10 protein-coding genes are annotated in these 13,582 nt (G+C 70.6%); all 10 read left to right on the top strand.

Features of this window, described 5'->3' with window-relative positions:
- The first annotated feature begins 311 nt into the window (after positions 1–311).
- The 10 genes from ABZU99_RS12190 to ABZU99_RS12145 all read left to right on the top strand — a co-directional run bounded on the left by ABZU99_RS12190 (position 312) and on the right by ABZU99_RS12145 (position 13,494).
- Positions 312–569, top strand: coding sequence for an HGxxPAAW family protein (locus ABZU99_RS12190; RefSeq protein ID WP_355939467.1), 258 nt, complete (start codon positions 312–314; stop codon positions 567–569).
- Positions 570–648: 79 nt separating this feature from the next.
- On the top strand, positions 649–1,071 hold the full coding sequence (locus tag ABZU99_RS12185) for a DUF2752 domain-containing protein (RefSeq protein WP_356046819.1): 423 nt from the start codon (positions 649–651) through the stop codon (positions 1,069–1,071).
- 174 nt (positions 1,072–1,245) lie between these two features.
- A complete protein-coding gene (gene trpC, locus ABZU99_RS12180; protein WP_355939473.1) occupies positions 1,246–2,055 on the top strand; it encodes an indole-3-glycerol phosphate synthase TrpC in 810 nt (269 codons plus the stop codon).
- Between the two features lie 263 nt (positions 2,056–2,318).
- Positions 2,319–3,554, top strand: a complete 1,236-nt coding sequence (trpB, locus tag ABZU99_RS12175; RefSeq protein ID WP_356046821.1) for a tryptophan synthase subunit beta — start codon at positions 2,319–2,321, stop codon at positions 3,552–3,554.
- Positions 3,554–4,369: a tryptophan synthase subunit alpha gene (trpA, locus tag ABZU99_RS12170; protein WP_355939479.1), complete on the top strand. Its 816-nt coding sequence runs from the start codon at positions 3,554–3,556 to the stop codon at positions 4,367–4,369. Before trpB ends, trpA begins: the two co-directional genes overlap by 1 nt.
- A gap of 56 nt (positions 4,370–4,425) precedes the next feature.
- Positions 4,426–5,205 (top strand): thioredoxin domain-containing protein, encoded by a 780-nt coding sequence (locus ABZU99_RS12165; protein WP_355939482.1) that lies wholly within the window; start codon positions 4,426–4,428, stop codon positions 5,203–5,205.
- 68 nt (positions 5,206–5,273) lie between these two features.
- Positions 5,274–6,293: a prolipoprotein diacylglyceryl transferase gene (gene lgt, locus ABZU99_RS12160; protein ID WP_355939485.1), complete on the top strand. Its 1,020-nt coding sequence runs from the start codon at positions 5,274–5,276 to the stop codon at positions 6,291–6,293.
- Between the two features lie 174 nt (positions 6,294–6,467).
- Positions 6,468–7,199, top strand: a complete 732-nt coding sequence (locus tag ABZU99_RS12155) for a VIT1/CCC1 transporter family protein (protein WP_355939488.1) — start codon at positions 6,468–6,470, stop codon at positions 7,197–7,199.
- Positions 7,200–7,523: 324 nt separating this feature from the next.
- Positions 7,524–12,041 carry a glutamate synthase large subunit gene (gltB, locus tag ABZU99_RS12150; RefSeq protein ID WP_356046868.1) on the top strand — a complete coding sequence of 1,506 codons (4,518 nt, stop codon included), beginning with the start codon at positions 7,524–7,526 and terminating at the stop codon, positions 12,039–12,041.
- Positions 12,034–13,494, top strand: coding sequence for a glutamate synthase subunit beta (locus ABZU99_RS12145; protein WP_355939491.1), 1,461 nt, complete (start codon positions 12,034–12,036; stop codon positions 13,492–13,494). Before gltB ends, ABZU99_RS12145 begins: the two co-directional genes overlap by 8 nt.
- Positions 13,495–13,582: the final 88 nt, after the last annotated feature.

Raw genomic sequence — 13,582 nt, 5'->3', positions numbered from 1 at the left:
CGGCGGGCGTGACCGACCCGGCGGGCGTGACCGACCCGGCGGGCGTGACCGACCCGGCGGGCGTGACCGACCCGGCGGGCGTGACCGACCCGGCGGGCGTGACCGACCCGGCGGACGTGACCGACCCGGCGGACGCGACGAACGCGGCGGTCCGGGAGGAGACGGAGCGGGGCGCGTAAGCCGCTCGTCCCTCCCAGCCCGCTACCCTCCACCCCCGCTCCGGGGAAATTTCGCGGATCGGGGACAATGGCGGAGGAGCGTTCGCCCCCCGCGCGCCCGGACCAGGCGCAGTACAGCTACAAGGAGTATTCATGGCGGGTCACAACCACGGACACACCCCGGCCGCCTGGACCGGCGTCACCATCGCCTTCATCGGCTTCTGCGTCGCCGGTGCCTTCTGCGTGCAGGCCAACCCGATCGGTTTCTGGGCGGGCATGGTCATCGTCGCGCTCGGCGGTGTCGTCGGTGCCGCGATGCGTGCGGCAGGGCTCGGGGCCTCGAAGACTCACCCGCAGCCCAAGACTCACCCGCAGCCCAAGGCCCAGCCGCAGGCTCAGGCGCAGCAGTAGGCCGAGGAGGCGCGGCGCGGGGCCCCGATACGGACTCCCTGGGCTGCGCCTTTCCGGATCCGCGGGGAGACTCGGCGGTGTGACGCAACCGCCGCCGTCCGTCTCGTCCCCCGCCCCGGTCCGTGGGGTGCGGCGGCTCGCCGCGCCCCTCGCGGTGCTCGCCGGGGTCCTCGCCGCCTTCGGTTACGTCGGCGCCGTAGACCCGCATGAGCCCGGCCACTACCCCGTCTGCCCGCTGTGGCGGCTCACCGGCCTCTACTGCCCCGCCTGCGGTGGCCTGCGCGGCGCCCACGCCCTCGCACACGGCGATCTGCCGGCCGCGCTCGCCGACAACGCCCTCGCCGTCCTGTGCTACGCCGTCTTCGCGACGGGCTGGGTGGCCTGGTGTGCACGCGGGCGTCCGGTCGCGGTACGGGCGGGCCATGCCTGGGCGCTGGGCGGGGTCGCCCTGGTCTTCACCATCGTCCGGAATCTCCCCTTCGGGGGACTACTGACGCCCTGACCGTTGTTGTGAATGTCCATGTAGTGGGACTCGGCGTCAACCGGATGCGAATCCTCAGTTCTCCGGCAGATACCATCGCAGTGCTGGTGACGCGGCTGCCCGCCACAGAAGCGGTCGTTCGCCCACCGGCATCGACCAGAAGATTCATCCCCGTCCCGGAAGGGGGCCGCTCGCGTGAGTGTGCTCGACGAGATCATCGACGGAGTCCGTGCCGACCTCGCCGAGCGGCAGGCGCGCGTCGCCCTCGACGAGCTCAAGGAGCGGGCGGCCAAGGCACAGCCGGCCAAGGACGGGGTCGCGGCGCTCAAGGGCGACAGCGTCAAGGTGATCTGCGAGGTCAAGCGGTCCAGCCCGTCCAAGGGCGCGCTCGCCGCGATCGCCGACCCGGCCGGGCTCGCCGCCGACTACGAGGCGGGCGGCGCGTCGGTCATCAGCGTGCTGACGGAACAGCGGCGTTTCGGCGGATCGCTGGCCGATCTGGAGGCCGTGCGGGCCACGGTCGACATCCCGGTGCTCCGTAAGGACTTCATCGTCACCTCGTACCAGCTGTGGGAGGCACGGGCGTACGGCGCGGACCTCGTCCTGCTGATCGTCGCCGCCCTCGACCAGGAGGCACTGGTCTCGCTCATCGAGCGGGCCGAGTCGATCGGGCTGACGCCGCTGGTCGAGGTGCACGATGAGGAAGAGGCCGCCCGGGCGGTGGACGCCGGGGCACGGATCATCGGCGTCAATGCCCGCAATCTGAGGACGCTCGAGGTGGACCGGGGGAACTTCGCCACGGTCGCACCCGAGATCCCGGACCACATTGTGAAGATCGCGGAGTCGGGCGTGCGCGGGCCGCACGACTTGATCGCCTACGCCAACGAGGGCGCCGACGCCGTACTGGTCGGGGAGTCACTGGTGACCGGGCGTGACCCGAAGGGCGCGGTCGCGGACCTGGTGGCGGCGGGCGCCCACCCGGCGCTGCGCCACGGGCGGGACTGACCCGTCATGCAGCCGTACGCACGCCTGGCCCGGGGATGCCGTCCCCGTGGCTGTCGTGCGCCCGCGCGGCGGGTGCGGGGACGACGCGTGCGCTATCACATCGGATGCGAACCTGGGCAGATCAACGGGCGTCGATGGCGTCGGGCGGCAGCGCGCTGAGCGTGTCGTAGGCCGTGCGCGGGGCGTTTCCCCGGCGGGACACGGCCTTTTCCCACCCTGCACACCTGTTACGGGGCGACTGCCCCGACCGAGGAGTACATCGCATGTCCTCTGATTTCTTCATCCCGGACCCGGAGGGTCAGGTTCCCAGCGCCGAGGGGTATTTCGGCGCGTTCGGCGGCAAGTTCATCCCCGAGGCGCTCGTCGCCGCGGTCGATGAGGTCGCCGCCGAGTACGAGAAGGCGAAGGCCGATCCGGCCTTCGCGGCCGAGCTGGAGGACCTCCTCGTCCACTACACGGGGCGGCCCAGCGCCCTGACCGAGGTGCCGCGGTTCGCCGAGCACGCCGGGGGCGCGCGGATCTTCCTCAAGCGCGAGGACCTCAACCACACCGGATCCCACAAGATCAACAATGTGCTGGGGCAGGCCCTGCTCACCAAGCGCATGGGCAAGACCCGGGTCATTGCCGAGACCGGCGCCGGTCAGCACGGTGTGGCTACGGCCACCGCGTGTGCGCTGTTCGGGCTGGAGTGCACCATCTACATGGGCGAGGTCGACACCGAGCGGCAGGCGCTCAACGTGGCCCGGATGCGGATGCTGGGCGCCGAGGTCATCGCCGTGAAGTCCGGCAGCCGCACGCTGAAGGACGCGATCAACGAGGCGTTCCGGGACTGGGTCGCCAATGTGGACCGCACGCACTATCTGTTCGGGACCGTGGCCGGGCCCCATCCGTTCCCGGTGCTCGTGCGTGACTTCCACCGGGTGATCGGTGTGGAGGCGCGGCGGCAGATTCTGGAGCGGACCGGGCGACTGCCCGACGCCGTGGCGGCGTGCGTGGGCGGCGGATCCAACGCGATCGGGCTCTTCCACGCCTTCCTGCCGGACGAGAGCGTGCGCATCGTCGGATTCGAGCCCGCCGGACATGGCATGGAGTCCGGGGAGCACGCCGCGACGCTGAGCCAGGGCGAGCCCGGGATTCTGCACGGATCCCGGTCCTATGTGCTGCAGGACGAGGACGGGCAGATCACCGAGCCGTACTCGATCTCCGCCGGCCTGGACTACCCCGGCGTCGGACCCGAGCACGCGTATCTGAAGGACATCGGCCGGGCCGAGTACCGGGCCGTCACCGATGACGGCGCCATGCAGGCGCTGCGGCTGCTCTCGCAGACCGAGGGGATCATCCCGGCGATCGAGAGCGCCCACGCGCTGGCCGGTGCGCTGGACCTCGGGCGGGAGCTGGGCGAGGGCGGCCTGATCGTCGTCAACCTCTCCGGACGCGGCGACAAGGACATGGACACCGCGGCGCGGTACTTCGGGCTGTACGACAAGGGGGCGAAGTGATGGCCGGGAACCTGGAGCTTTTGGGGTCGGTTCTGGCCGCGGCCAAGGACGAGGGGCGCGCCGCGCTCGTCGGCTATCTGCCCGCCGGCTTCCCCTCCGTCGACGGTGGCGTGGACGCGATGACGGCCATGATCGAGGGCGGCTGCGATGTCGTCGAGGTGGGGCTGCCGCACAGCGATCCGGTGCTCGACGGGCCGGTGATCCAGACCGCCGATGACATCGCCCTGCGCGGCGGGGTGAAGATCCGCGATGTCATCCGGACGGTCGGTGAGGTGCACGCCCGCACCGGGGCGCCGATTTTGTGCATGACGTACTGGAACCCGGTGGACCGGTACGGCGTCGAGCGGTTCGCCGCCGATCTGGCCGAGGCCGGGGGAGCGGGCTGCATCCTTCCCGACCTGCCGGTCGAGGAGTCCGAGGTATGGCGGAAGGCCGCCGAGCAGCACGGTCTGGCGACGGTGTTCGTGGTGGCGCCGAGCAGCCGCGACGAGCGGCTGGCGAAGATCACCGCGGCGGGCAGCGGCTTTGTCTACGCGGCCTCCCTGATGGGCGTCACCGGAACGAGGGAATCGGTGGGCCAGGAGGCCCGCGAGCTGGTGGAGCGCACGCGTGCCACCACCGAGCTGCCCGTGTGCGTGGGGCTCGGGGTGTCCAACGCCGCGCAGGCGGCCGAGGTCGCCCAGTTCGCGGACGGGGTCATCGTGGGCTCGGCCTTTGTGAAGCGGCTGCTGGACGCCGAGGATCAGGAGGCCGGTCTGGCGGGGCTGCGCGAGCTCGCGGGTGAGCTGGCCGAGGGAGTCCGCGTCGCTCGTTAGAGGGAATAGGGGGCGGAGGAGCTGAGCGGTGCTCCTCCGCCTCGTTAGGCGTGGGCGTGAGCCAGAAAAACCGTGAGGGAAGGCGCAGCGCCCGTGAGCGGCTGCGCGAACAGCGCGAGAAGGACAGGGCGCGCGACAAGCGCAAGAGGGTGTTCGGCGTCATCGGGGCGGCGGTGGTCGTCCTTGCGGTGGCCGCCGGTGCGGGCATGTACGCCTCGAAGGCCGACAAGGACTCGGGCAAGTCGGGCAGCCCCGTGGACCCACCGCGCGGGGCCACCGGCAAGGGCCGTCTGGCGATCGCGTCGGGGAAGGCCACCGCCGCGTCGACCCTGACGGTGTACGAGGACTTCCGCTGCCCCGGCTGCAAGCAGTTCGAGGACGTGTTCCGCAAGGCCGTCCATGGGCTGCAGGACGACGGCCGGATGAAGGTCGACTACCACCTGGTGACGATCATCGACGGGAATCTGGGCGGCGCCGGCTCGCTCCGCGCGGCGAACGCGGCGGCCTGCGCCCAGGACGCGGGGAAGTTCCGGGCGTACCACGATGTGCTCTACCGGTACCAGCCCGAGGAGACCCATGACCTGTACGCGAAGAACGCCAAGCTGATCAAGCTGGCCGGCAAGGTCCCGGGGCTGGTCACCCCCGTCTTCCGGAAGTGCGTCGAGGACGGGCGGCACGACAGATGGGTCAAGAAGGCCGCCGATGACTTCACCCATTCGGGCTATGCGTCGACTCCGACGGTCCTGCTGAACGGGAAGTCCGTCTACGGCGATCCCACCAAACCGCTGAGCCCCGGGAAGCTCAAGCGGATGGTCCTGGCGGCGGCCCAGGGCTGACGTTATGCAGCCGTTGTGCCGGGTGGGTTGCCGCATCTCCCGCCCGGCACGGTAGCGTCGGTGCTGTCATGAACCTCGCTTACATTCCCAGCCCCTCGTCCGGCGTGATCTATCTCGGCCCGATCCCGCTGCGCGGCTACGCGTTCTGCATCATCATCGGCGTCTTCGTCGCGGTCTGGCTCGGCGGACGGCGCTGGGTGGCCCGTGGCGGCCGGGTCGGCACCGTCGCCGACATCGCCGTCTGGGCGGTCCCCTTCGGCCTGATCGGAGGGCGGCTCTACCACGTCATCACCGACTACGAGCTGTACTTCACCGACGGCCGGGACTGGGTGGACGCCTTCAAGATCTGGCAGGGCGGCCTGGGGATCTGGGGAGCCATCGCGCTGGGCGCGCTGGGCGCCTGGATCGGCTGCCGCCGCCGGGGCATCCCGCTTCCGGCGTACGCGGACGCCATCGCGCCCGGCATCGCGTTTGCCCAGGCCATCGGGCGCTGGGGCAACTGGTTCAACCAGGAGCTGTACGGCAAGCCGACCACGCTGCCGTGGGCGCTGAAGATCGACGGGGACGCGGACGCGGGGCGGATCGCCGGTACGTACCACCCGACCTTCCTCTATGAGTCGCTGTGGTGCGTGGGCGTGGCGCTGCTGGTGATCTGGGCCGACCGCCGGTTCACGCTGGGCCATGGCCGGGCGTTCGCCCTGTACGTGGCGTCGTACACCGTGGGCCGCTTCTGGATCGAGTACCTCCGGGTCGACGACGCCCACCACGTGCTGGGGCTGCGGCTCAACAACTGGACGTCCATCGTCGTCTTCCTGGCCGCGGTGGCGTATCTGGTGATCTCGGCGAAGAAGGCGCCCGGCCGGGAAGAGGTCGTGGAGCCGGCCGCGCTGGAGGACGGCGCCGAGCCGGCGGAGGGCGAGTCCAAGACCGAGGCCAGGGCCGAGGGCAAGGCCGAGTCCGACGGCGGCACCGGTGGCAGCGAGACCGTGTCCGCCGGGGCGGAGCCCGCCGAACCTGCGGAGCCCGCAGGACCTGCGGAGCCCGCCGAACCTGCGGAGCCCGCAGGACCCGCGGCACCCTCAAAGTAGCGCGCAGCGAAGGCCGCCGAACCCGAACGGTTCGGCGGCCTTTTACGTTTCCGCAGGTCAGCGAGGTAAGTTCGGCCTTCCTTGCTGGCGGGACAGGGGAATTCGTGCGTACCTTCGAGATGTTGGGGTGAGGGCGGCGAGCCCGCGCCCTCCTCGAAGGGAGCACATTCTCAGATGTCCGTCATCGACAGCGCCGAGCCCCCGCACATCGCCCACCGCGACAACCACACCCACCGTGATGTGAACGGCGGCTGGCTGCGCCCCGCCGTCTTCGGCGCCATGGACGGCCTGGTCTCCAACCTCGCACTGATGACCGGGGTCGCGGGCGGTGCCGTGGACCGGCAGACCATCGTGATCACCGGTCTGGCGGGGCTCGCCGCCGGTGCGTTCTCGATGGCCGCCGGTGAGTACACCTCGGTCGCCTCCCAGCGCGAGCTGGTCGAGGCGGAGCTGGAGATCGAGCGGCGCGAGCTGCGCAAGCACCCCGTGGACGAGCTGGAGGAGCTGGCGGCGCTCTACGAGTCGCGGGGTGTGGAGCCGGCGCTCGCCCGCGAGGTGGCCGAACAGCTGTCGCGCGACCCCGAGCAGGCGCTGGAGATACACGCCCGGGAGGAGCTGGGGGTGGACCCGGACGATCTGCCCTCGCCGCTGGTCGCGGCGGTTTCCTCGTTCGGCTCCTTCGCGCTGGGGGCGCTGCTGCCGGTGCTGCCGTATCTGCTGGGCGCGATGGCGCTGTGGCCGGCCGTGGTGGTGGCGCTGATCGGGCTGTTCGCGTGCGGTGCGGTGGTGGCGCGGGTGACCGCCCGGTCCTGGTGGTACAGCGGGCTGCGGCAGCTTGCGCTGGGCGGGACGGCGGCGGGTGTGACCTACGCCCTGGGCACCTTCTTCGGCACCGCCGTAGGATGACATACCATGCGGAGCACCGCATAATTACGCTGTTACTCGACGGTTTCGATCCGTTTACCGGCGGGCATAAGCCCGAAGCGCTGGGGCAGAGCCGCCCCATCGGCGCGGTGGCGACAGTGGTCTCTCGGTCCCTATTGCCCGCTTGCACCCTCGTGCAGGGGTGTCCACATGGTGGAATGGCATTTCCACTTCCCGAGAAACTACCCATCATGTAACCTGCACGAAATTCTCGCGGAGGGCCAACGTCGTCCCTCGGCACAAGCAATTGCCATGACGACGACGGGAGAGCCGATGCGTTCCGCATCCCACCCCGCCCGCCAGGGGATGTACGACCCGCGAAATGAGCACGACGCCTGTGGCGTCGGCTTCGTGGCGACCCTCACCGGCGAGGCCAGCCATGAGCTCGTGGAGCAGGCTCTCACCGTGCTGCGCAATCTGGAGCACCGCGGAGCCACCGGCTCGGAGCCCGACTCGGGCGACGGCGCGGGCATCCTCGTGCAGGTCCCGGACGCCTTCCTGCGCGAGACCGTCACCGGCTTCGAGCTGCCGGAAGCCGGTTCCTACGCCGTGGGTATCGCGTTCCTGCCGGGCGAGGAGGCCGACCGCGCCGACGCCGTGGGCCGGATCGAGCGGATCGCCGTCGACGAGGGCCTGACCGTCCTCGGCTGGCGCGAGGTGCCGGTCGCCCCCGAGCTGCTGGGCAACGGCGCCCGCACCACCATGCCCGCCTTCGCCCAGCTCTTCGTCACCGACGGGGCCAGCACCGGCGTGGCGCTGGACCGCAAGGCGTTCATGCTGCGCAAGCGCGCCGAGCGCGAGGTGGACGTCTACTTCCCGTCGCTGTCCTCCCGCACCCTCGTCTACAAGGGCATGCTGACCACGGGCCAGCTGGAGCCGTTCTTCCCGGACCTGTCCGACCGCCGCTTCGCCACGGCCATCGCGCTGGTCCACTCCCGGTTCTCCACCAACACCTTCCCCAGCTGGCCGCTGGCCCACCCGTACCGCTTCGTCGCCCACAACGGCGAGATCAACACGGTGCAGGGCAACCGCAACTGGATGCGGGCACGCGAGTCCCAGCTGGTCAGCGACCTGTTCGGGGACAAGGGGCTGGACCGGATCTTCCCCCTGTGCACCCCGGACGCCTCCGACTCCGCGACCTTCGACGAGGTCCTGGAACTGCTGCACCTCGGCGGGCGCTCGCTGCCGCACAGCGTGCTGATGATGGTCCCCGAGGCATGGGAGAACCACGCCTCCATGGACCCGGCCCGGCGCGCCTTCTACCAGTACCACTCCACGATGATGGAGCCCTGGGACGGCCCGGCCTGTATCACCTTCACCGACGGCACCCAGGTCGGCGCCGTGCTGGACCGCAACGGCCTGCGGCCCGGGCGCTACTGGGTGACCGACGAGGGCCTGGTCGTGCTCTCCTCCGAGGTCGGTGTCCTGGACATCGACCCGGCCAAGGTGGTCCGCAAGGGCCGGCTGCAGCCGGGGCGGATGTTCCTGGTCGACACCGCCGAGCACCGCATCATCGAGGACGACGAGATCAAGGCCGAGCTCGCCGCCGAGCAGCCGTACGGCGAGTGGCTGGAGGCCGGTCTGATCGGCCTGGCCGACCTCCCCGAGCGGGAGCACATCGTGCACACCCACGCCTCGGTCACCCGCCGCCAGCAGACCTTCGGCTACACCGAGGAGGAGCTGCGCGTCCTGCTCGCGCCGATGGCCAAGACCGGCGCCGAGCCGATCGGCTCGATGGGCACGGACTCGCCGATCGCCGCCCTCTCCGAGCGGCCGCGGCTGCTCTTCGACTACTTCACCCAGCTGTTCGCGCAGGTCACCAATCCGCCGCTGGACGCGATCCGCGAGGAGCTGGTCACCTCGCTGATCTCCTCGCTGGGCCCGCAGGGCAATCTGCTGGAGCCCACCGCGGCCTCCTGTCGCAGCGTCCGCCTGCCCTTCCCGGTGATCGACAACGATGAGCTGGCCAAGCTCATCCACATCAACGCCGACGGCGACATGCCGGGGCTGAAGGCCGTGAATCTGTCGGGCCTGTACCGGGTCGGTGGTGGCGGTCAGGCGCTCGCCGCCCGGCTGGCCGAGATCTGCGCCGAGGCCGACCGCGCCATCGAGGACGGCGCCCGGCTCATCGTGCTCTCCGACCGCCACTCGGACGCCGAGCACGCGCCGATCCCCTCGCTGCTGCTCACCTCCGCCGTGCACCACCACCTCATCCGCACCAAGCAGCGCACCCAGGTGGGGCTGCTGGTCGAGGCGGGCGATGTGCGCGAGGTGCACCATGTCGCGCTGCTGATCGGCTACGGCGCCGCGGCCGTCAACCCCTACCTGGCGATGGAGTCGGTCGAGGACCTGGTCCGCGCCGGCACCTTCCTGCCGGGCGTGGAGCCCGAGACCGCGATCAAGAACCTCATCAAGGCGCTCGGCAAGGGCGTCCTGAAGGTGATGTCCAAGATGGGCATCTCCACCGTGGCCTCCTACCGGGGCGCCCAGGTCTTCGAGGCCGTCGGCCTGGACGAGTCCTTCGTGGAGACCTACTTCCACGGCACCGCCACCAAGATCGGCGGCGCGGACCTGGACATCATCGCCAAGGAGGTCGCCGCCCGGCACGCCAAGGCGTACCCGGCCAGCGGCGTCCCCTCCGCCCACCGGGCGCTGGAGATCGGCGGCGAGTACCAGTGGCGCCGCGAGGGCGAGCCGCATCTGTTCGACCCCGAGACGGTCTTCCGGCTCCAGCACTCCACCCGCGCCCGCCGCTACGACATCTTCAAGAAGTACACCGAGCGGGTGAACGAGCAGTCCGAGCGCCTGATGACGCTGCGCGGTCTGTTCGGCTTCAAGAGCGACCGTCCCTCGATCCCGATCGAGGAGGTCGAGCCGGTCAGCGAGATCGTCAAGCGGTTCTCCACCGGCGCCATGTCGTACGGCTCCATCTCCCAGGAGGCGCACGAGACGCTGGCCATCGCCATGAACCAGCTCGGCGGCAAATCCAACACCGGCGAGGGCGGCGAGGACTCCGACCGGCTGCATGACCCGGCGCGGCGCTCCTCGATCAAGCAGGTCGCCTCCGGCCGCTTCGGCGTGACCAGCGAATACCTGGTCAACGCCGACGACATCCAGATCAAGATGGCGCAGGGCGCCAAGCCCGGCGAGGGCGGCCAGCTGCCCGGCCACAAGGTCTACCCCTGGGTCGCCAAGACCCGGCACTCCACCCCGGGCGTCGGCCTGATCTCCCCGCCGCCGCACCACGACATCTACTCGATCGAGGACCTCGCCCAGCTGATCCACGACCTGAAGAACGCCAACCCGCAGGCGCGCATTCACGTCAAGCTGGTCTCCGAGGTCGGCGTCGGCACCGTCGCCGCGGGCGTCTCCAAGGCGCACGCCGATGTGGTGCTGATCTCCGGCCACGACGGCGGCACCGGCGCCTCGCCGCTCACCTCGCTCAAGCACGCGGGCGGCCCCTGGGAGCTGGGCCTGGCCGAGACCCAGCAGACGCTGCTGCTCAACGGACTGCGCGACCGCATCGTCGTGCAGACCGACGGTCAGCTGAAGACCGGCCGCGACGTGATCATCGCCGCGCTGCTGGGCGCCGAGGAGTTCGGCTTCGCGACCGCGCCGCTGGTCGTCTCCGGCTGCGTCATGATGCGCGTGTGCCACCTGGACACCTGCCCGGTCGGCATCGCCACCCAGAACCCGGTGCTGCGCGAGCGCTACACCGGCAAGGCCGAGTTCGTGGTGAACTTCTTCCAGTTCATCGGCGAGGAGGTCCGTGAGCTCCTCGCCGAGCTGGGCTTCCGCACGCTGGACGAGGCCATCGGCCACGCCGAGCTGCTCGACACCACCCGGGCCGTCCAGCACTGGAAGGCCCAGGGCCTCGACCTCGGCCCGCTGCTGTACGTGCCGGAGCTGCCCGACGGCGCCGTACGGCACCAGGCGGTCGCGCAGGACCACGGTCTGGAGAAGGCGCTCGACAATGAGCTGATCAAGCTCGCGGCCGACGCGCTGAACGCGGAGAGCGCCGAGGCGGCCCAGCCGGTCCGCGCGCAGGTCGCCATCCGCAACATCAACCGGACCGTCGGCACCATGCTCGGCCATGAGGTGACCCGGAAGTTCGGCGGTGCGGGCCTGCCGGACGACACCATCGACATCACCTTCACCGGCTCGGCCGGCCAGTCCTTCGGCGCGTTCCTCCCCAGCGGCGTCACCCTGCGGCTGGAGGGCGACGCCAACGACTACGTCGGCAAGGGACTGTCCGGCGGCCGGGTGATCGTCCGCCCGGACCGGGGCGCCGACCATCTCGCCGAGTACTCGACCATCGCGGGCAACACCCTCGCCTACGGCGCGACCGGCGGCGAGATGTTCCTGCGCGGCCGGGTGGGCGAGCGGTTCTGCGTCCGCAACTCCGGTGCGACCGTCATTTCCGAGGGCGTGGGTGACCACGGCTGCGAGTACATGACCGGCGGCCGGGCGGTCGTCCTCGGCCCCACCGGGCGTAACTTCGCGGCCGGTATGTCCGGCGGTATCGCGTACGTCATCGACCTCGACCGGGACAACGTCAACGGCGAGCTCATCAGCGCCGTCGGCGAGCTGGACGACACCGACAAGCAGTGGCTGCACGACGCGGTGCGCCGCCACCACGAGGAGACCGGCTCCACCGTCGCGGGCGCGCTGCTCGAGGACTGGGACGGCGCCCTCACCCGCTTCAGCAAGATCATCCCTGCTACCTACCGAGCAGTGCTCGCCGCCAAGGACGCCGCCGAGCGAGCCGGGCTCTCCGAGTCCGAGACCACCGAGAAGATGATGGAGGCGGCGACCAATGGCTGATCCCAAGGGCTTTCTGACCACTGACCGCGAGGTCGCCAAGACCCGCCCGGTGGACGAGCGCGTCAAGGACTGGAACGAGGTCTACGTCCCCGGCTCCCTGCTGCCGATCATCAGCAAGCAGGCCGGCCGGTGCATGGACTGCGGCATTCCGTTCTGTCACAACGGCTGTCCGCTGGGGAACCTCATCCCCGAGTGGAACGACTACGCCTACCGCGGGGACTGGCGCGAGGCCAGCGAGCGGCTGCACGCCACGAACAACTTCCCGGAGTTCACCGGGCGGCTGTGCCCGGCTCCGTGCGAGTCGGCGTGTGTCCTCGGCATCAACCAGCCCGCGGTGACCATCAAGAACGTCGAGGTCACCATCATCGACAAGGCGTGGGAGGCGGGCGACGTCACCCCGCAGCCGCCCGAGCGGCTGAGCGGCAAGACCGTCGCCGTCATCGGCTCGGGCCCGGCGGGTCTGGCCGCCGCCCAGCAGCTGACCCGCGCCGGCCACACGGTCGCCGTCTACGAGCGGGCCGACCGCATCGGCGGGCTGCTGCGGTACGGCATCCCCGAGTTCAAGATGGAGAAGCGCCACATCAACCGCCGCATCGAGCAGATGCGCGCGGAGGGCACCAAGTTCCGTACCGAGACGGAGATCGGCCGCGACATCGACGCGGCGAAGCTCCGCAGGCGCTACGACGCGGTGGTCATCGCGGCCGGGGCCACCATGGCCCGGGATCTGCCGGTGCCCGGTCGTGAGTTGAACGGCATCCACCAGGCGATGGAGTACCTGCCGCTGTCCAACAAGGTGCAGGAGGGGGACCTCACCACGTCCCCCATCAGCGCCGAGGGCAAGCATGTCGTGGTGATCGGCGGCGGCGACACCGGCGCGGACTGCGTCGGCACCGCCCACCGCCAGGGCGCCGCCTCCGTCACCCAGCTGGAGATCATGCCGAGGCCGGGCGAGGAGCGGAACGCCAACCAGCCCTGGCCTACCTTCCCGATGCTCTACAAGGTCACCTCGGCGCACGAGGAGGGCGGTGAGCGGGTCTATGCCGTCTCCACCACCCACTTCGAGGGTGACGAGGACGGCAATGTCCAGTGGCTGCACCTGGTCGAGGTGGAGTTCAAGGACGGCAAGCTGGAGCAGAAGCCGGGCACCGAGCGGAAGATCCCGGCCCAGCTGGTCACCCTGGCCATGGGCTTCACCGGCACCGACCGGGAGAACGGCCTGGTCGAGCAGTTCGGCCTGGAGCTGGACGAGCGCGGCAACATCGCGCGCGACGCCGACTTCGCCACCAGTGTGGACGGGGTCTTCGTGGCGGGCGACGCGGGCCGCGGCCAGTCGCTGATCGTCTGGGCCATCGCCGAGGGCCGCTCCGCGGCGCGCGGCGTGGACCGCTACCTGGCGGGCACCAGCGCGCTGCCCGCTCCCATCCGCCCGACGGACCGGGCCCTCATGGTCTGACCCACTCGGTCAGACCTCTCCCAAGCTCCGCCCGTACAACGGCGTACGGACCGGCCGCGCGGCGCCTCCCCCTCCCGACCGGGGGCGG

The sequence above is a fragment of the Streptomyces sp. NPDC005266 genome, from assembly GCF_040607655.1.
In the GTDB taxonomy this organism is placed as follows: domain Bacteria; phylum Actinomycetota; class Actinomycetes; order Streptomycetales; family Streptomycetaceae; genus Streptomyces.
The sequence above is the reverse complement of the archived record's forward strand: the minus strand, read 5'-3'. Positions and strand labels throughout refer to the sequence as shown.

Excerpts from the sequence above, each read along its gene's own strand:
- ABZU99_RS12190 (WP_355939467.1), top strand. The coding sequence starts at position 312 with ATGGCGGGTCACAACCACGGACACACCCCGGCCGCCTGGACCGGCGTC.
- trpB (WP_356046821.1), top strand. The coding sequence starts at position 2,319 with ATGTCCTCTGATTTCTTCATCCCGGACCCGGAGGGTCAGGTTCCCAGC.
- trpA (WP_355939479.1), top strand. The coding sequence starts at position 3,554 with ATGGCCGGGAACCTGGAGCTTTTGGGGTCGGTTCTGGCCGCGGCCAAG.
- lgt (WP_355939485.1), top strand. The coding sequence starts at position 5,274 with ATGAACCTCGCTTACATTCCCAGCCCCTCGTCCGGCGTGATCTATCTC.
- ABZU99_RS12155 (WP_355939488.1), top strand. The coding sequence starts at position 6,468 with ATGTCCGTCATCGACAGCGCCGAGCCCCCGCACATCGCCCACCGCGAC.
- gltB (WP_356046868.1), top strand. The coding sequence starts at position 7,524 with ATGTACGACCCGCGAAATGAGCACGACGCCTGTGGCGTCGGCTTCGTG.
- ABZU99_RS12145 (WP_355939491.1), top strand. The coding sequence starts at position 12,034 with ATGGCTGATCCCAAGGGCTTTCTGACCACTGACCGCGAGGTCGCCAAG.